This is a genomic window from Clostridium rhizosphaerae (assembly GCF_016765585.1).
Lineage (GTDB): Bacteria > Bacillota > Clostridia > Clostridiales > Clostridiaceae > Clostridium_AT > Clostridium_AT rhizosphaerae.
This window is the reverse complement of record NZ_JAESWC010000014.1, coordinates 174,550-193,602: the sequence shown is the minus strand read 5'-3', so window position 1 is coordinate 193,602 and position 19,053 is coordinate 174,550. Positions and strand designations below refer to the sequence as shown.

The following is a 19,053-nucleotide window of genomic DNA, read 5'->3' as shown; positions in this document are numbered from 1 at the left end:
TTGTTACCCCCATTTAATAAAAATTATCTTAATATAAATATGATAACACCTTTAAATTAACTTGTCTTTACTTACTCTATGAAGCCTCTGTTTCTCATAGATTCTTCATTTTTAAATTTTGCCATGCCTGTAAGCATCTTAGAATACCCAAGCTTTTTATAAAAGCTTTGTGCTGTTGGATTTGCATACAATATTATATTCATATTTTGAAGCTTGCTTTCAAGCCCTTCCATAATAACTCTTCCAATACCTTTTTTATGATATTCAGGTAGTACAGCTATATCGTAAATGCCAGCCTGAAAAACTCCATCTGAAATTGCTCTTCCAGTGCCTATAAGATTATCATCATCGAATACAAATACGCATGCAAAGCTATTTTCAAAGGCTATTTGTGTTTCTTTGACAGGATGGGTTGAAAGACCGGCTTTTTCAATCACCTCACAAACAATTTCCCAATTTATATTATCGCAATCGAATTTTAGTTTAATATTCATATTATTTTCCTTTCAGTCAAATTAATGTCTGCTTAAACAAATATATTTTGATTATAACACAATCTAATATATTGTTAAGTATTTAAAAATAATAGAATTTAAGTTAAAATATTTACATAAATACAAAGGAAAAGGTGAATGTTTTATGAGAGATATCGTAAAAATATTGGGAGTTCCCTTTAATAGAATTACTACTGATGGAACAGTAGATATAATAGAAAATCAAATCAATTCAGATAGAAAAAAGCCTTATCATATAATAACAGGCAATCCGGAAATCGTTGTTAGTTATAAAAAAGAGAAGGTTCTTCAAGATATAATAGATGATACAGATTTGATAACGCCGGATGGTGTAGGCATAATATTAGCCTCAAAATGGAAGAAGGATTTACTGCCGGAGAGAGTTACGGGGGTGGATTTACTAGCGAGAGTATTAGACAGAGGTAATGAGAGAGGCTGGTCTTTTTACTTTTTAGGCGCAGATGAAGAAACAAATAAAAAAGCTGTAGAGATAATAAAAGAGAAAAATTCTAATATTGTAGTTACGGGAAGACATAATGGTTTTTTTAATAAAGAAGAGGAAGAAAAAATAATAGAAGAGATTAGTAATTTAAAACCAGATATTTTAATCGTAGCCTTAGGAGCACCTAGAGCAGAAAAATGGATTTATAATAATAAACTAAGGCTTAACGCAAAGGTAACTTTTGGTGTAGGTGGAAGTTTAGATGTAATTGCTGGAAAAGTAAAAAGGGCTCCTCTTATATGGCAAAAGTTAAATATTGAGTGGCTTCATAGATTATTATCACAACCTTCAAGATGGCGAAGACAGCTAGTTTTGCCAGTGTTTGCATGGAAGGCTTTTGGAGAAGCTGTAAAGGAAAATGTTTTTCATAAAAAAGAAGATTAGCGTAAATTTGTAGTACCATTTATGGAAATAATTATGATTTGTAATAGCTTAACCATTGACTTATAATGTTCAATAAATGGAGCCATAAGAACTATTTGTTTTTATGGACTGCATGAGCAGTACAGGATGCATAATAGTAATAGCTATTATGGTTAGTATGAGAAATGCAGGAGGGATAGAAAAATGGTTAAGTACTTAACACAATATTCTAATAGAAAAGATTTTTTTTCTGGTCTTAAGGAAAATGAGGTTTTTATGTATTCCTATCTTGATTTTAAGTGGGAAGATATAATAAAAATCGCGGAAGAAAATAATGTAGATGTTGAATATATCAAAAAAGGAACTGATGAATACAAACAATATGGAGAATGTGCAGCCAAGGTTTTAAAAATAGGCGGCAGAATTTATGAATATAAAGTAGGCTCTGAGGAAGTAATAAAAGTTGAAGCAAGAGACGAGGCGGCTGCAAGAATTAAGCTTGTAGAAAAGCTGTTTAAAAATAATTATATTACTTTAAAAAAAGCTAATTAAGAAAAAAGGGACTGTTGAAAAACACCTAAACCCATTGCACGTTATTTGAATTCTGGGAAACTTTCGCTGTGCAGATAAGACTAATAATAAAAAAATTTATAAAGCCTAAATCCTATAAACTCGCTACGCTTAAACAATATAGGATTCTTAACGGCTTTATAAGTTTTTTTATTAAAGTCTTATTACTGCTCGCTCAAATGTTTCTACGAATTCAAATAACATGCTAAGTTTAGGTGTTTCTGTAACAGTCCCTTTTTTATTTAATAAAATTTATATATTCTACGAAGCGTTTATGTAATATAATTAATACAAATAAAGGTAAATAATAAGTTTTAAGGTATAAGTTGAGAGGCTGTTTATGAATGATAAGTTAAGGTCAAAGATAATAATAATTGCACTTGCGCCAATAATTTTTATTTTAAACATTATAACCAAAAGCTATCCCGAGTTTATTGAAAAGTATTATTCAACTGGCTTAGATAGGCCTATAAGACAAGGACTCAGCATAATTACAGGTGTTTTTCCTTTTTCAGCAGCAGAATTTTTGATAATAACACTTGTAATAATTTTAGTGATATCATTTATTGTTTTGTTTATTAAAATAGTAAAAGGAGGATTTATTAAGCAGCTTATAAATATTTTAGCTTTTGCTTCAAGTTTATATATTATATTCATGATTTTTTGGGGTTTTAATTATAATAGAATATCCTTCGATAAGATTGCAAACCTTAAGATAGAAAAATCCTCTAAGGAAGATTTATATAAGCTTTGTGAAAGTCTTATAGCAAGAGCTAATACTTTAAGAAGCAAAGTTTACGAAAATCCCAAAGGTGTTATGACGATTCAAGGAGGCTATAAAGATGTTTTCAAAAGAGAAGCCTCAGGCTATGAGGCTGCCTCTAAAATCTATCCTGAACTTGGAGGAAAATACGGCCCTCCTAAGAGGATTTTGTTGTCTGAAAAAATGTCTTACACAGGTATTACTGGTATTTATATGCCTTATACAGGTGAACCAAATGTAAATATTAATGTTACTGACTATATGCTGCCAGCTACAGCAGCTCATGAAATGGCTCATCAGAGAGGTTTTGCAAGAGAGGATGAAGCAAATTATATTGCCTATGTAACCTGTTCAATGCATCCAGACAATGATTTTCAGTATTCCGGCGTGATGCTGGCAGTTATATATTCCATGAATGCACTTGCAGATAATGATATGGAAAGTTATAAACACCTTGCTAAAACCTATTCTGAAGGTGTGAGAAGAGATCTTGTATATGATTCAGAGTATTGGCAGAAGTATAAGGGAAAAACTGAGAAAATTACTAATCAAGTAAATAATACATATTTAAAATCAAACGGACAAAAGGATGGAGTACAGAGCTACGGAAGAATGGTAGATTTGCTGCTTGCTGAATATAAAAAGAAATAATAATTTAATATTGAAAAAAGATCACATTGTAAGTTTTCTGATTTCAATGTGATCTTTTTATTTTATACCAATAATCCTATAACAATCAAAAGCTGTGCAAAAGTATAGGTTGCCATTATGACTGCACCATTATTTCCTTTTCGAGCAGAAAACATATCAAATGCCAATATGGAATCTGATATTAAAAAGGACAATGATCCTAAAAATGTTAGCATAAAGGATAATAAGGAAACAGCCCAAATACGCGATAAACTCATAAAGCTCATGGTACAGAGTACACACATATAAATAATAGCTGGAAACTTCATAGACTCCATTGTAGATAAGAGCTTCTTAAACATTAAATAGGCTATACCAATATAGGGGAGTAAGAATAATAAGAACCAAATAGGTATAGGTTTTAACATATATGAACTTAAAGCAAAAATAAAAATATAAAATACATGACCTATTAAGAATGATACAATACCAGCTAAAACCAAGCTGTTTCTATTATTTTTCAGTAAAAAGACATCACCTAAAAACCCAAAGGTTAATGCTAAAAGAATATAGTAGTTTATATGTGCTGTGTTTAGTGAATAGAAAACTCCAAGAAGGGGCATTAAAAGTGGCTTGGTAAATACTACCCCTTTTCTTTTGCCATTTTTCTCATAAAAGACATTTAGTATGCACAAAATTAGAAATGGTACAATTAGGGCTAACTTTATTGTCATAATTTAATACACCTCTACTAAAAATAATATACACCTATATTATACAATGTTTACTTTATTTTCAAAAGAAGTGTTTCTCCATATTTATTACAGCAAATACAATAAGGTGTGAGATAAAGTTAAGCAGAATTTCATAAGCATTTTATTAATATATGATGCTGTAACTGATAAAAACCCTGGGGCACTTTTGTAACCAAGGGTTTTTAATCAAAGTCATTATTATCCTGGCCTGTATTATATTTGCTTTCAAAATTAAGCGGGGGTTTAGATAAATTAGTTAAGTTTAAATAATCAGTATTAACAAAGTCTGCGGCCTCACCAATTCGATTTAAGAAATCTAGAAATTTGTGCTTTTTAGGATAGTCATTCATAATAAGTGCCTCTTTTCTATTAATTGTTAAATACTATTTAAAGATAGATTGTGTAATTTATTGAATAAATATTACACTGGCATAGTAATTGACATCATAAGGAAGTGATGATAATATTTAGATAAAGGAAATACGGAGGTACTTAATAGATGTTAAAGTTCATTCTAAACATTGTTAAATAATTAAATTTAATAATTAATCTAAGAAGCTTTTGGCTTGACTTATATAATTTTAAATTATATAAAGCTCAGGTTTGTTTGTTGTGTTTCTTAGAGACCAATGTTAAGAATGATATAGCGTTTATTATAGTCTTGTTTTATACTGCTTGTTACATGAATTTACGCCATACTGTTTGTATGGCTTTTTTATTTCATGAAATAGGTATTTAGTAATGCTGAATTGACGTAAGGAAGCTAGTCTTCTTTACGTTTTTTATTTTATTGAGAAATAAACTTAAATTAGGAGAGGGATTTATTATGAGTAGTCAAGAAACTGTTAAGTACGAGGAAATGTCAAGTTTTTTTAATGAAAGGGCAGTAGGATACGAAGCACATATGAGGGATACTGTTAATTCCTTTGAGACTTATTATAACTTAATATCATGTTCTATAGAAGAAACGGATAAGGAGGTTGAAATATTAGATTTAGGATGTGGTACCGGTCTAGAGATAGAGGGAATATTTAAAAAGGCCCCCAATGCAAGAATAACCTGCATTGATATGTCAGAGCAGATGCTTGAAATACTTTTAGAAAAGTACAAAAGCAAAAAAAATCAAATCAATATAATTAAGGATTCTTACCTTACACATTCCTTTGGAGTAAAAAGCTACGACTATGTAATATCAGTTATGACAATGCATCATTTTATATACGATGAAAAGAAGAAGCTTTATGAAAAGATTAGAAGTGCAGTGAAGGATGGTGGAAGATATATTGAAGGAGATTATGTGGTAAGTCAGGAAAATGAAGAAAAATGGCTAAAGGAATACTATAAAGCTTATGAGAAGTTTGGCCTTGAGGCGGGCAAGCTTTATCACATAGATATACCATTCTCAATAGAAACTCAGAAAAAGCTTTTTAACGAAGCTGGTTTTGCTAAGTTTGAACTTGTATTTAAAGAAGGAGAGCACACAATTTATTTCGTAGAATAATGGAGGATTTTATATGACAAAAACTAAATTGATTATAGTAGAGGGAATACCTGGTTCAGGTAAAACTACAACGGCTGAATTTATTAAAAAACTGCTGGATAAGGAAGGTATAGATAATGAATTGTATAGTGAAGGCAATTTAGAACATCCTGCAGATTTTGAAGCAGTAGCTTGTTTGAGTAAAGCTGAGTATGAGCTGTTGCTTTTAAAATACGAAAGATTTAAGCCTATATTAGAAAGCAGTGTAATAAAGAAAGATAATAATATCTTTATACATTATGGTAAAATTAAAAATGAGAGGGGCAATGAACTTTCGGAAGATCTATATAATGAAATTATTAAGTTTGATGTGTGTGATGGTTTATCTTTAGAGAGATATCATGAACTTACACTTAAAAGGTGGAATGAATTTGCAGAAAGAGCAAGCAAGGAAGATAAAGTATATATATTTGAGTGCTGTTTCATACAAAATCCTTTAGTTGTAATGATGGCAAGACATTGTACTGCTAAGGAATATATTATGAGTCATGTGCTTCAAATCGAAAATATAATTAATAAATTGAATCCTAAGCTTATTTATTATTATCAAGAAAGTGTAAGGGAAACTATTAAAAGAGTAGCGGAGATTAGAGATAAAGGCTGGATTAATTTTGTTATAGAATATATTTGTAATCAGGCTTATGGGGAAAAGCATGATTTAAATGGATTTGATGGTACTGTGAAGTTTTTTGAGGATAGAAGAAGTGTAGAACTTGAACTTCTAGAAAAGTTATCTATAGATAAATTAATATTAGATAATTCCGGCTACAACTGGGAGAATTGCTACAATAAAATTGAAAAGTTTCTGGGGAATGAGTTGTGATGATATACGATAATCGTAATAAGAGGGTTGAACAAATCATAAATATAAAAAGGTAGTTAAGGGTTCTACAAATGTAGATAATAGGGGGCGAAACTATGTTTTTTATTAAAAAGATGGACGAATCTGCAGCTGTTAAAATCTCCACTTGGGAATATGAAGAGCCATACTCTATATATAGTATGGATGGAAGCTTAGAGTGTATAGATGAATTTATGAGTGGAGACTATTATTCAGTAACTGATGAAGAGGGGAAGATTATTGGATTCTATTGTTTTGGAAAAGCTGCACAGGTGCCTGCCGGAAATCAGCACTTGGTATATAAAGATGATGATTATGTTGATATAGGGCTTGGCATGAGACCAGATTTATGTGGAAAAGGATTAGGAGAAAAGTTTTTAAGCAGCGGAATACAATTTGCTAAAGCAATGTATTCAACTGATAACATTAGATTAACAGTAGCTGATTTTAATAAAAGAGCAATAAGATTATATGAAAAATCAGGCTTTAAGAGAAAAATGAGCTTTGACAGAGCAAAAGGAATAACTGTATCAAAGTTTCATTTAATGATTTTAGAATAAGATTTTGAATATTTTGTGTTTACTTTGCACAAAATAAGTGTTAAAATCTATGATAATATAAATACTAGTGTTTAATAAATATATAAGGTTATGATGGAAGCTAAGACTTAAGAACTGCTTAAGAGAGTCGGTGGTTGGTGAAAACCGATGCAGGAAATAGTCAATCCACTTCTTGAACTTAGACGAAAAGTCAATGGTTTGTGCCCTTTAAAGCACTGTTGAGAGGTCAAATTTTTATTTGACAATGAGAGTGGCAACGCGGATATACTTCCGTCTCTGTTTTTATACAGAGGCGGAAGTTTTTATTTTGCAGTAAGTTTATAAAGGTAAATTGATTATAGGAGGCTAAATAGATATGTTAGATTTAAATTTAATTAGAGAAAACCCTGAAAAAGTAAAGGCAGCGCTTCTAAAGCGTATGGATGAGGTTGATTTTACAGAAATATTAGAGCTGGATAAGGAAAGAAGAGAGCTTTTAGTTAAAGTTGAGACACTTCAAAGCAAGAGAAATACTTTGTCAAAGGAAATAGCTCAGTTAAAGAGACAGGGGAAAGATGTTGAAGATAACTTTCAGGAAATGAAGGAATTAGCTACTACAATAAAGGAATTGGATAACAAGCTGACAGCTATTGAGGAAAAAATCAAGACTTCCATAGAGAAGCTCCCTAATATGCCTGATGAAGATATTCTTCCAGGAGGAAAAGAAAATAATAAGGGTGTAAGAGAATGGGGCAAAAAACCTGAGTTTAATTTTAAACCAAAAGATCATATGGATCTTGTTAAGCTTAATGATCTTATTGATTACGAAAGAGGCGTAAAGCTTGGCGGCAATGGCTTCTGGATTTATAAAGGCAATGGTGCAATACTTGAATGGGCGCTTTTAAATTATTTTATCGAAGAGCATATTAAGGACGGCTACCAGTTTATTCTTCCACCTCATATCCTTAATTATCAATGCGGACTTACGGCAGGCCAGTTCCCTAAGTTTGCTGACGAAGTGTATATAGTAAAAGGTGAGGAGGATAATTACAGCTTTATGCTTCCAACCTCTGAGACTGCTTTAATAAATCTTCACAGAGATGAAATCTTGAAGGAAGAAGACCTTCCAAGGAAGTATTTTTCTTATACTCCATGCTATAGAGTTGAGGCAGGAAGCCATAGAGCTTCTGAAAGAGGAATGATTAGGGGACATCAATTTAACAAAGTTGAAATGTTTCAATATACAAAGCCTGAAGATTCAAATGCAGCTTTAGAAGAACTTATAGGAAAAGCAGAAAGGCTTGTTCAAGGCCTAGGTCTGCACTATAGGGTTACAAAACTTGCTGCGAAAGATGCAAGCGCTTCAATGGCTAAAACCTATGATATAGAAATCTGGATTCCGAGCATGAATGATTACAAGGAAGTAAGCTCAGCTTCAAACGCAAGAGATTATCAGGCAAGAAGAGGAATGATCAGATTCAAAAGAGAGGGAAGCAAAAAGACAGAGTATGTAAACACACTAAATGCTTCAGGGCTTGCAACAAGCAGATTATTCCCTGCAATTATGGAGCAGTACCAGCAGGAAGATGGAAGCATAATTGTTCCTGAAGTTTTGAGAAAATGGGTGGGAAGAGATAGGCTTTAATAAAATTACGAACTAAATGTTTGCAGGCTTTGCTTTAAAGTCAGCAGGGCTTTGCGTAGAAAATAATACATAATCTTAGTGATTACCTTGCGGATGTTCTAAGGTTCGTGAAGCCATAAAACCAAGAGCCTCTAGAAATTCGCTTTAACTCTTGGTATCTTTAAAGTGAAGTTTCTATAATAAACTCTTTATATCATATTTTACATTATGTTGGCTCAGAAGAGAGGCTCTAAGTTTTATGACTTCACTTCACCAAGAACATGGGCAAGGTACTCAATTAATCTTATATATTATTTTCCACACTGCCCTACAGACTCTAAAGCAAGCCTATAAAATATTCAAATATATATCTATTTAAATATTTACTTGAGCCATGCTGGTTTGCAGTAGATTTGCTTTCTACAATATTAAAGAACATGTTTATATCAACACTATTATTAAAAAGCGCCAAATATTAAAAATTATAAATACGAGACAATCATTGATTGAGTCTTATAGATAGATAATTATAATTACGTACAAAAGTTACATAGGCTGTGATGTAAAGACTGAGAGCAGGTGTAGAAAATAATATTTTAATTTGATTGATAACTTTGCCCATGTTCTTGGCGAAGCAATACTGAAAAGCTTAGAGTCTCTCTTTTGAGCAATCTAAAAGTATTTTAAGTTTACTAAAGATATTTTGAAGCCTGTGGCTATTAAAGAAACAAGAAGTCAAGCGAATTCCTAGAGACTCTTAGCTTTTTAGCATTGCAAGCCTTAGAACATACGCAAAGGAATCATAAAGTAAAATATTATTTTCTGCACAAAGCTCTAAGGTCTTTACTCGCCAGCCTGCGATAACTTTACTGCGTCCTCTACTTATTTTTCACATACCTTCCATGGTCAGGGACAGCTAATTCATCAAAATTATCAGCAAGTCTTTGAAGTTCATTAGTAAGCTTGCTTCCGCTTAGGGGAAGACCGTGACCTGTAATAACTAAGGAAGGCTTTAATGCCGCAAGCTTTTGCACAGATTTTTTGGCTTCTTCCCAATCAGGGGTAAAATATGATGGTGGCCCATTAACCTCTTTTTCTTGAGTAAGTACTGCGGTGGCAGACTCCTGGTTAACTGTAATAAAAGCATCACCAGCTATTAGAACGCCGTCAGACTCTCTAAAGAGAGAAATGTGACCTGGTGTATGTCCGGGAGTATGAATGTATTTCCAATCCTTCAAAAACGGAATGTTCCCGTCATCAGGCAAAGCCTTAACTTTATCTCCTAAGTTTATACCTTTATGAGGATAAAGTGGAGAAACTAAAGACATTAAGCCTCCTCCAACAGTTGGATCAGCAGGTGGATAGTCCTTCTGTCCGGTTAAATAAGGCATTTCTAATTTGTGCGCATATACAGGAACCTTCCATATTTCTAAAAGCTTATCGAGAACACCTACATGGTCAAAATGCCCATGAGTAAGAATTATAGCTTTTGGAGCATTTCCTTTTCCATAATACTCAGAAGCTGCATCAACTATTCTATTTAACGTACCGGAGACTCCGGCATCGACAAGTACCCAGTCATCAAGTCCAGGCTTTCCTATAAAACATACATTTGCTATAAGAACCTGAAGACATATTACATCTCTTAAAGTCTGCTGGCCAAGAATATCTTTGCTCATATAAATCTTCCTTTCATAATCAGATTCAAATTTAGTTTATCCATTAAAATTTTATTATATGTTTTTGGAAGTATTGGATTTGAGCCTTTAATTAATTATTTAAAATTAACATGCTTTTTATATTGGAAAAATACTTTAATTATCTATTTTACATCTTTAAAGTTTAAAAGCTTCCAGCAAATCTTCATGTGAAGTAATTCACTTCACATTTTTAAATTAACTTTATGTACAAATATGCCATATAATGGTTTATAATAGTAATAAAAATAAAAGGAGAGTTTAATGTTTATAAAAATTTTAGGAGCTTTAATTATTTTAACTATTATAGATATATATTTTGAGACTAATTTTACTAAGATTAACAGGGTAAGGTTAAAAACGAAAAAGCAGCTGCCGGAGCAAGGCTTAAAGATTGTTCAAATAACGGATTATCATAATTTTAAACATAATAAAAGGATATTAAAGCTTATAAGTCATATAAAGCCTGATATTATTGTTATAACGGGAGACTTGATAGATAAAAGAACAAAGGATTATAGTAATGTTTATAACTTTGTGGAACTGTTGATAACTTTTAATAAAAATGTGTATTATGTTCCGGGAAACCATGAGCTAAAAAGCGGAAATATGGATAGTTTTCTAGAGGAGCTTGAAAGAAGAAGAGTAAAGGTTCTGCTGAATAATAATGAAAGCTTAATAATAGGAAATAAGAAAATAAATATTTGCGGGATAGATTATTCTTCAAGTAAAAAGGGAAACTTGGAGAAGACAGTAAGTAATATTAATGAAGATTTATATACAATATTGCTTTGCCATAAGCCGGATATAGTAAAACATTATAAAAACATGCCTTGCGACCTAATTCTCTGCGGGCATACTCACGGCGGTCAAATAAGAATTCCTATAATTGGGGCACTTATAGCTCCGGATCAAGGCTTCAAGCCAAAGTATAATAAAGGAATTTATGAAATAGGAGAAAAGAGCTTACTTTATATAGACAGCGGTGTAGGAACAACAAGACTACCTATAAGGCTTTGTAATAGGAGTCAAATTAGTCTTATCGATATAGAAAATAAAGGAGATACTAATGATTATAGGAAACAGCTTGATTTTTAAACTATTTATACTTACAGTAGTAATACATATTGTCGACACTATTTCATATTCTGTAAGATTGAATTCTGTAAAGCATGGAAACTTTGCATTATCAACTTCTATGTTTAATCTTATAGTTTTAGTGGCTAGAACTGCAAATATGTTTCAGGGTCCTTTAATTGGATCACTGATTGATAATAGTATAAAACAAAATTATAACCCTATTTTTGAAACAAGACAGGTGATATTTGCGACTACGCTTGGAACTATCTTGGGAATTATTGCAATACCAAGCTTTCTTCAAATTTTTTCTAAGGGGGTTTCAAAACTTGAGGAGACTGGCTCAGTGCCAAGTTTAGTTATACAATCTTTAAGTATAGGAAACATAAAACGTATTGCTAAAAGCACAATAAGACCTAAAAAATCTATGATAAGCCAGCTAAGATTTAAGGACATTCCGAAAAGGCTTCTGATATTAAATACTTTAATTACAGGAATATATACTATAGGTGTTTTAGCAGCATATTATGCAGCAATATATGTTCCAGACAAGAGGCTTGCAATATCAGCTTCCTCAGGTATGATAAATGGTGTAGCAAGTATTTTCTTAACATTATTTATAGACCCCAAGGCTGCTATAATAACAGATGAGGTTTATAGAGGTAAAAGAGAATATGGAGATGTAAAAGCTTTAGTTATTCTGCTTATAGGAACTAAGCTTATAGGAACTCTGCTAGGACAGCTTTTATTAATACCATCTGCTAAGTTATTAGCTTTATATTATAGATAACAAAGGGCACTGCAGCTGCAGTGCCTTTACTATTTATTATTATCGGGCTTTAAGTTCATAGTTGTATCTGTAGGGATAGGGTTTTTTACATTATCAAAATTTAAAAAGAAAGATTTGTTGTCTGCTTCCACATGCCCGGAGCTGATTGTTAAGTTTGAGCTCTCAGAGGTAGCGTGCGAGCCTGTAACTGAAGGTGTAGATAAGATTCTATCGTCCTTATTATCTGTTTTCTTTGTTGGCATTAGATTTCCTCCTCTTCAATTTTATATTTACCTTTAATAGTATTCCCTTAGCTCAAAAAATAAAGTTAGCAGTTTTTTCATTTGTGAAAAATAATATTTGGAATATTAGTGCTTTTAAAAAAATAAAATATATAGTACACTATTATTACAAATAATAGCAGCATAAATGCGAGAGTATTCATGCTGAAATAAATAATATAGGGGGTTAATAGATGTTAAAACAAAACAACGAATACAGGGCATCAGCTAGGCGACAGCTTGCAGGAAAGTGGATGATAACTGTATTAATTATCCTGATATCATATATTCTTACTCAAGCCTTTCAGGCTAACAGCGGAATAAAATACAGCTATGTAAATGGAGAGCTTGTGCATAGGACAAGTGGGGCATTTGTTAATTTTGGAGCACTTATTAATTTTATATTGGCAGGTCCAATTGCACTTGGAATAACAACATATTTCTTGAAATTAGCAAGAGGGGAAAATGCAATTATAGAAGATATATTCAGTGGATTCAAAAACTTTGGAAATTCATTTTTATTAAATCTATTGGTAATAATATTTGTTGCTTTATGGAGTTCGATATTTATAATACCTGGTGCAATACTCGGAATAGTTTTCTTTATAAAACAATCCTTTGGTATGTTAGTATTAACAATAATAGTATTTGGTATCGCTTCATCAGTATCAGTAATAATGGCAGGTTTAAGATATTCTATGGCTTATTATATACTGCATGATAATCCAGAGATAAGTTCTATAGAAGCAATTAGAAGAAGTAAGGAAATGATGAAAGGAAACAAGGGTAAGCTTTTTATGCTTATGCTAAGTTTTATTGGATGGTTTATATTAGGCCTTTTAGCCCTAGTTATTGGACTTTTATGGGTTAGTGCATATTATAATACAACTAAAGCTAACTTCTATGAAGATTTAAAGCAGGGTTATGTTAGAGTAGAAAGCCTATAATATGAAGGGGTTGTATCAAAACAACTTAAACCTACTGCGTGGTATTTGAATCTTAGGAAACTTTCGCTTCGCAGATAAGACTAATAATTAAAAAATTTATAAACCCTAAATCCTATAAACTCGCTTTGCTCAGACAGTACAGGATTCTTAACGGCTTTATAAATTTTTTAATTAAAGTCTTATTACTGCTTGCTCAAATGTTCCTACATATTCAAATACCACACTAGGTTTGGCTGTTTTGATACAACCCCTTTAGTTATACAACTGTTTTTGAAGCTAAATTATTAATCCATTTTTTAGATAGTATTCTAGGAAGACCTATAATAAGCTTTGCAACTTCTTCCATATAAACCAGGGCATAAACATAATAAACTGGAAGGTGCCATACAAGTCCGCCAAGGAATACAAGAGGCACTCCTATAAGCCATACTCCTCCGGTATCTAATATTAAGCAAAATGTTGTATCTCCTCCGCTTCTAAGTATCCCAACTATGGAAGTAAAATTAAATACTTTTACCCAAAGGAATATTGAAAAAACTATAAGATTTTTAGCAGCATAATTATAAACTACAGGTGAAACCTTATAAGCAGATAATATCCAAGGTGATGTAAAAAATACAAGAATTCCTGCAAACATTGCAAATACAGGACCTAAGATAATAAAGCGTTTTGCATAAATAAATGCATCTTTTTCATTTCCTTCACCAATTTTATGGCCTATCATAACTGCACAAGCATTGCCAAGTCCCATAAATATTACCCAGGTAATTCTTTCTACCGTGCTTGATATATTGGTAGATGCAATAACTTCGGTACCCATTCTTGCATAAACTATTGCATACATAGTTACTCCGAGAGCCCAAATTGATTCATTTAATATTACAGGTATTGTCACTTTAAAGAAGTTAAGAATAAAGGCTTTTGATAAATCCATAAGCTCGCTGAACTTAGCGGCTATAACATTATTTTTTCTATACACTGCAAATAGAATTAAACACATTTCTATAATTCTGGCTATTAAAGTCGCTGTAGCAGAACCGTTGGTCCCCATTTTAGGAAAACCAAAGTAGCCGTATACAAGAAGGTAATTAAGAATAGTGTTAATAGCAAGAGCTGTAACGCTTACTATCATAGGGATTTTTACTTGTCCGGTGCTTCTTAAGGTAAAGGAATATGCAAAGGTTATGGAAGTTATAACATAACTAAAGACTATAATTTTTAAATACTGACTTCCAAGCATAATAACATCCGCATCTTTTGAAAATATGCTTAATATTTGTTTGGGAAAGAATAATCCGCCTAAGGTAAATAACAAAGCCGCACTGCAGCCAGTTAAAAGGCATAGTCCCAAAACTCTTCTTATATTTTTAATATCCTTATTGCCCCAATATTGAGCAGTGAATATAGAGGAACCGCTTGTTATACCAAACAAAAGAAGATTTAAAAGGAAAAAATACTGATTTGCGAGTCCGACGCTTGCAATGGCAGTTTCACCTAATCCTCCAATTATGATAGTATCAACAAGATTTAAAGAAGATAATATTAAATTTTGAAGTGCTATCGGTATAGCAAGTTTTAACATGGACTTAAAAAATTTTTTGTCATTAAATAATTGAATTATCCCCATAATTCCTCCTGTTCAAAAATATAATTAATTCCTAAATTTGGTGGCACATAGACTATTGTATAATATTTCTGACAGCTCTTCAACTTTTAATAGTTTTTTATATACCGTTATATTACAATAGTAATTGGAGATTATGGGGAAAAAGGGGGGCTTACAATGAAAACTTCAAAGAAGTTACTTAGTAAAGTAGAAATATATTCAGGGCTGCCTCGGACTATTTATATTCTTGCTATTGTACGTGTAGTAAATGCGATGGGTAATTTTGTTTATCCGTTTTTAACATTATTTTTAACAGAGCATATAGGCTTAAGTAAAAAAGATGCCGGTACATATTTTATGATTAGTGCTTTTGTTCAAGCTGCAGGTTCGCTGATTGGAGGAAAGCTTACTGATCATTTTGGGAGAAAGAAATTATATTTGATATTTCAAGGTTTTGCTGCCTTATGTTTTGCACCCTGTGCCTTTTTAGGAAATTCTATATGGATTCCAAGGCTTTTAATAACAGCGGGCTTTTTTATGAGTGCTGCCCAGCCGGCAAATTCGGCTATGATAACAGACTTAACCAACAAAGATAATAGAAAATCAGCATTTTCTTTATTATACCTTGGAATAAACCTTGGCTTTTCTGTAGGACCAATGATAGCGGGATTTTTATATAGAAATCATACAAGACTTATCTTTTTAGGTAATACTGTTTCAATAATTATAGCTTTAATATTACTATCAATATTTATAGAGGATACTCTCCCAAGTAAAGAAGAAATTGAAGAGAGCAAGGCTGCAAATGATACTGAATCTGCTGAAGATACAAATGTATTTAAGGCTTTGATTAGGAGACCATCACTATCTTTATTTTTAGTAGGGAAAACCATAAATGCCTTTGTATATTCAACTATAGGTTTTGTTATACCTATTCAAATGACTCAAGTTTTTGGAAGTGATTTAGGATCCAAGTATTTTGGTTTCGTTATGGCTACAAACGGCATAGTTATAATTATTTCTACAACCTTTATACTAAAATTGACTATGAAAATCAAACCTGTTATAAATGTAGCTTTGGCTTCATTGTTTTACGCTGTAGGTTTTGGAATGCTCGGCTTTGTAAACAGTTTTCCTTTATTTATATTTTCTGCAGTGTTATATACAATAGGAGAAATACTTGAAGCTACAAACTCAGGAGTTTATATTGCAAATCATTCTCCTATAAATCACAGAGGAAGATTTAACGCAGTAATCCCACTTATAACAGGAGTAGGTTTTTCCTTTGGACCTTATATTTTTGGAAGATTTATAGATTCCTATGGTATAAGAAAACTTTGGATAATGTGCTTCATATTAGCTTTTATTTCAAGTATTTTTATGAGATGGCTGAGAACTTATGAAATAAAACACAGATAATTGACGGGAGTGATGTAACAATGTTTAAAGCAGTTATATTTGATATGGATGGAGTAATAATTGACAGTGAGCCAGTTCACCTAAAGCTTGAATATGAGATATACGATGAATTGGGAATAGATGTAACGAGAGAAGAACATAGTACATTTGTTGGTACAACTTCTCATTACATGTGGGATACATTAAAGAAAAAATATAAGCTTTCTCAGGATCTGGACTACTTAGTTAACCACGCTAGGGAAAAATATTTTAATCATTTAACTTCTGAAGAGTGTGAAGTTGCTCTTGTTGAAGGAGTAAGAGATTTTATTAGAAAGCTTCATGAAAGAGGAACTAAATTAGCTATTGCTTCATCATCGCCTTTAAATGTTATTGAGGCTGTGGTAAAAATATTTAAGCTTGAAGAGTATTTTGAAGTTCTAGTAACAGGAGATATGGTTCGAAAAAGCAAACCAGAGCCAGATATTTTTATTTATGCAGCAGAAAAGCTTGGTGTTTCGCCTAACGAATGTATAGTAGTTGAGGATTCTCATAATGGAGTTAGAGCAGCTAAAAAAGCGGGCATGAAATGTATTGGATATAAAAATATATCCTCAGGCAATCAGGACATATCTATGGCAGATTTGGTTGTGGAAGCCTTTAGTGAAGTTGATGCTGACAGGTTATTTAAGTAGATTGCGAACTAAAGTTACCGCAGGCTGTGGTGTAAAGACCTTAGAGCCTTGTGTGGAAAATAATATTTTACTTTATGATAACTTTATGTATGTTCTAAGGCTTGCAATGCTGAAAAGCTAAGAGTCTCTAAGAATTCGCTTGACTTCTTGTTTCTTTAATGGCTGCAGGCTTCAAAATATCTTTAGTAAACTTAAAATACTTTTAACTTGCTCAAAAGAGAGACTCTAAGCTTTTTAGCATTGCTTCGCCAAGAACATGGGCAAAGTTATCAATCAAATTAAAATATTATTTTCCACACCTGCTCTCGGTCCTTACGCCCAGTCTATGCATCTTATACGCAATTATAATTGTATATCTATATGACTTATTTAATGGATGTTTATATAATTAAAACTTTTTAATGTCTGGCACTGGTTAATAATAGTGTTTATATGAGCATGTTCTTTGATACTGTAAAAAGTAAATCTATTGCAAACCGGCATGATTGCAGTAAATATTTAAATATTTTTATAGGTTTATATATAAATATATGAATGATAAAGTCATCATTACTTGTTTTAAACATGATTAGCTAGAAGGCAACAAAATTATTATAGGCGTGCTTTAAAGTCTGTAGGGCCGTGTGGAAAATAATATATAAGATTAATTGAGTATTTTGCCTATGTTCTTGGTGAAGTGAAGTCATAAAACTTAGAGCCTCTCTTCTGAGCTAACAAAAAGTAAAATATGATAGAAAAATTTTTTCTAGAAGCTTCGCTTTAAAGATAGCAGCAGTTAAAGCGAATTCCTAGAGGCTCTTAGTTTTATGGCTGCACAAACCTTAGAACATCCGCAAAGTAATTACTAAGATTATATATTATTTTCCACAATAAGCCCTGCGGACTTTAAAGCATAGCCTGTGACCATTGAGTTCGCAATTTTATCAAGTTATTTCTCAATATAAAGTATTCCAATAGTATTTGGTCCGCAGTGGCTTGAGATTACGCAGCCTGCCTGGGTTTCAATTATTTCCTTAACATCAATATGTTTATTAAGTTCATTTTTTAAGTAGCCTGCATCATTGCTTATTGAGTGAGTTACCATAACTCTTTCAGGCGATATATTACCTTTTTCCTTTATAACACTGTTAAGCATAGTGTTAAGAGCACGTGCTCTTTTACCCATTAATTTTTGACCAAGAACCATTTTCCCGTCCACTACCTTTACTACAGGTCTGATTTTTAAAACCCCGCCAAAAAAGCTTTCTAATGCAGAACATCTTCCGCCCATAAAAAGATAATCTAAAGTATCAATTATAAAAGCTGTTTTTATTTTAGGAACAAGTGCTTTAACTCTTTCAGCAATTTCAAAAGCATTCAAACCTTCATTTCTAAAATCAACAGCTTTCATAACAAGAAGGCCTATTGCAGAGGATAGGTTTAATGAATCAACAATATGTATTCTTCCCTCCGGAAATTGATTTGCAGCAAGCACTGCATTTTGTAAATGTGAAGATAAAGCTGATGAAAGGCCAATAAATATAATATCGTAGTTATCATCAATGTAAGGTTTAAAGGTTTTATAAAATTCTGCTGGAGGAGCAGCAGAGGTTTTTGGAAGCATGTTATATTCTTCAACTTTTCTATAAAGCTCTTCAGTACTAATATCTACTCCATCTTTGAAGCTTTTTTCATCAAAATTTACGTACAAAGGAATAATTGATATATCATTTTCTTTTATAAGGTCAGGTGTGAGATCACTTGTGCTGTCTGTAAAAATTTTAATCTTATTCATCCTACTCCCCTTCCAGCGTAATAGATATAATTTTAAAATTGAAATCTATATATTAAATATTGATTACGAAGTTAAAATGGTAAAATTACATTAATAAATTCGAAATGATAGGTTTTCAATATTTGGACATAAGTACAATTATATACTATGATTGTCCACATAGGAAT

Annotated in this window: 19 protein-coding genes and 1 other annotated feature; of the genes, 12 read left to right on the top strand and 7 right to left on the bottom strand. The window is 32.0% G+C overall.

The window, feature by feature from the left end:
• Nucleotides 1-71: 71 nt before the first annotated feature.
• A complete protein-coding gene (locus JK636_RS16945) occupies nt 72-494 on the bottom strand; it encodes a GNAT family N-acetyltransferase (protein ID WP_202750174.1) in 423 nt (140 codons plus the stop codon).
• Between the two features lie 145 nt (nt 495-639).
• On the opposite strand from JK636_RS16945, the gene JK636_RS16940 reads away from it, so the two are divergent.
• From JK636_RS16940 to JK636_RS16930, 3 genes are all read left to right on the top strand, one after another.
• The gene (locus JK636_RS16940; RefSeq protein WP_202750173.1) at nt 640-1,401 is read left to right on the top strand and encodes a WecB/TagA/CpsF family glycosyltransferase; all 762 of its coding nucleotides are present in this window, start codon (nt 640-642) and stop codon (nt 1,399-1,401) included.
• A 183-nt stretch (nt 1,402-1,584) separates the two neighbouring features.
• The gene (locus tag JK636_RS16935; RefSeq protein WP_202750172.1) at nt 1,585-1,932 is read left to right on the top strand and encodes a hypothetical protein; all 348 of its coding nucleotides are present in this window, start codon (nt 1,585-1,587) and stop codon (nt 1,930-1,932) included.
• A 358-nt stretch (nt 1,933-2,290) separates the two neighbouring features.
• Nucleotides 2,291-3,364, top strand: a complete 1,074-nt coding sequence (locus JK636_RS16930) for a DUF3810 domain-containing protein (protein WP_202750171.1) — start codon at nt 2,291-2,293, stop codon at nt 3,362-3,364.
• Between the two features lie 62 nt (nt 3,365-3,426).
• Here JK636_RS16930 and JK636_RS16925 read toward each other — a convergent pair whose 3' ends face one another.
• Together JK636_RS16925 and JK636_RS16920 are read right to left on the bottom strand one after the other, a co-directional pair.
• A complete protein-coding gene (locus JK636_RS16925) occupies nt 3,427-4,077 on the bottom strand; it encodes a lysoplasmalogenase (RefSeq protein WP_202750170.1) in 651 nt (216 codons plus the stop codon).
• A 203-nt stretch (nt 4,078-4,280) separates the two neighbouring features.
• Nucleotides 4,281-4,448, bottom strand: coding sequence for a hypothetical protein (locus tag JK636_RS16920; RefSeq protein ID WP_202750169.1), 168 nt, complete (start codon nt 4,446-4,448; stop codon nt 4,281-4,283).
• 476 nt (nt 4,449-4,924) lie between these two features.
• Between JK636_RS16920 and JK636_RS16915 the strand changes: the two genes are divergently transcribed.
• The 4 genes from JK636_RS16915 to serS all read left to right on the top strand — a co-directional run bounded on the left by JK636_RS16915 (nt 4,925) and on the right by serS (nt 8,663).
• The gene (locus JK636_RS16915) at nt 4,925-5,599 is read left to right on the top strand and encodes a class I SAM-dependent methyltransferase (protein WP_202750168.1); all 675 of its coding nucleotides are present in this window, start codon (nt 4,925-4,927) and stop codon (nt 5,597-5,599) included.
• A gap of 13 nt (nt 5,600-5,612) precedes the next feature.
• Nucleotides 5,613-6,461 carry a P-loop NTPase family protein gene (locus JK636_RS16910; RefSeq protein ID WP_202750167.1) on the top strand — a complete coding sequence of 283 codons (849 nt, stop codon included), beginning with the start codon at nt 5,613-5,615 and terminating at the stop codon, nt 6,459-6,461.
• Between the two features lie 95 nt (nt 6,462-6,556).
• Nucleotides 6,557-7,039, top strand: coding sequence for a GNAT family N-acetyltransferase (locus JK636_RS16905; RefSeq protein WP_202750166.1), 483 nt, complete (start codon nt 6,557-6,559; stop codon nt 7,037-7,039).
• An 81-nt stretch (nt 7,040-7,120) separates the two neighbouring features.
• Nucleotides 7,121-7,320 (top strand) — a binding site (T-box leader).
• Between the two features lie 74 nt (nt 7,321-7,394).
• Nucleotides 7,395-8,663 (top strand): serine--tRNA ligase, encoded by a 1,269-nt coding sequence (serS, locus tag JK636_RS16900; RefSeq protein ID WP_202750165.1) that lies wholly within the window; start codon nt 7,395-7,397, stop codon nt 8,661-8,663.
• Between the two features lie 857 nt (nt 8,664-9,520).
• Here serS and JK636_RS16895 read toward each other — a convergent pair.
• On the bottom strand, nt 9,521-10,321 hold the full coding sequence (locus tag JK636_RS16895) for an MBL fold metallo-hydrolase (RefSeq protein WP_202750164.1): 801 nt from the start codon (nt 10,319-10,321) through the stop codon (nt 9,521-9,523).
• Nucleotides 10,322-10,603: 282 nt separating this feature from the next.
• Between JK636_RS16895 and JK636_RS16890 the strand changes: the two genes are divergently transcribed.
• Both JK636_RS16890 and JK636_RS16885 read left to right on the top strand, forming a co-directional pair.
• Nucleotides 10,604-11,437, top strand: coding sequence for a metallophosphoesterase (locus JK636_RS16890; RefSeq protein ID WP_202750163.1), 834 nt, complete (start codon nt 10,604-10,606; stop codon nt 11,435-11,437).
• The gene (locus JK636_RS16885) at nt 11,409-12,206 is read left to right on the top strand and encodes a lipid II flippase Amj family protein (RefSeq protein WP_202750162.1); all 798 of its coding nucleotides are present in this window, start codon (nt 11,409-11,411) and stop codon (nt 12,204-12,206) included. Before JK636_RS16890 ends, JK636_RS16885 begins: the two co-directional genes overlap by 29 nt.
• A 29-nt stretch (nt 12,207-12,235) precedes the next feature.
• Here JK636_RS16885 and JK636_RS16880 read toward each other — a convergent pair whose 3' ends face one another.
• A complete protein-coding gene (locus JK636_RS16880; protein ID WP_202750161.1) occupies nt 12,236-12,448 on the bottom strand; it encodes a hypothetical protein in 213 nt (70 codons plus the stop codon).
• A gap of 212 nt (nt 12,449-12,660) precedes the next feature.
• Here JK636_RS16880 and JK636_RS16875 point away from each other — a divergent pair, with 212 nt between their 5' ends.
• The gene (locus JK636_RS16875; protein WP_202750160.1) at nt 12,661-13,413 is read left to right on the top strand and encodes a DUF975 family protein; all 753 of its coding nucleotides are present in this window, start codon (nt 12,661-12,663) and stop codon (nt 13,411-13,413) included.
• 256 nt (nt 13,414-13,669) lie between these two features.
• Here the strand turns inward: JK636_RS16875 and JK636_RS16870 are convergent, their stop codons facing one another.
• Nucleotides 13,670-15,040, bottom strand: a complete 1,371-nt coding sequence (locus JK636_RS16870) for an MATE family efflux transporter (RefSeq protein ID WP_202750159.1) — start codon at nt 15,038-15,040, stop codon at nt 13,670-13,672.
• A gap of 156 nt (nt 15,041-15,196) precedes the next feature.
• On the opposite strand from JK636_RS16870, the gene JK636_RS16865 reads away from it, so the two are divergent.
• Both JK636_RS16865 and JK636_RS16860 read left to right on the top strand, forming a co-directional pair.
• On the top strand, nt 15,197-16,438 hold the full coding sequence (locus tag JK636_RS16865; RefSeq protein WP_202750158.1) for an MDR family MFS transporter: 1,242 nt from the start codon (nt 15,197-15,199) through the stop codon (nt 16,436-16,438).
• 20 nt (nt 16,439-16,458) lie between these two features.
• Nucleotides 16,459-17,112 carry an HAD family hydrolase gene (locus JK636_RS16860; RefSeq protein WP_202750157.1) on the top strand — a complete coding sequence of 218 codons (654 nt, stop codon included), beginning with the start codon at nt 16,459-16,461 and terminating at the stop codon, nt 17,110-17,112.
• Between the two features lie 928 nt (nt 17,113-18,040).
• On the opposite strand, the gene JK636_RS16855 is transcribed toward JK636_RS16860, so the two are convergent.
• Entirely contained in the window at nt 18,041-18,886 is an 846-nt protein-coding gene (locus JK636_RS16855) for a DegV family protein (protein ID WP_202750156.1), read from the bottom strand.
• Between the last annotated feature and the right edge of the window lie 167 nt (nt 18,887-19,053).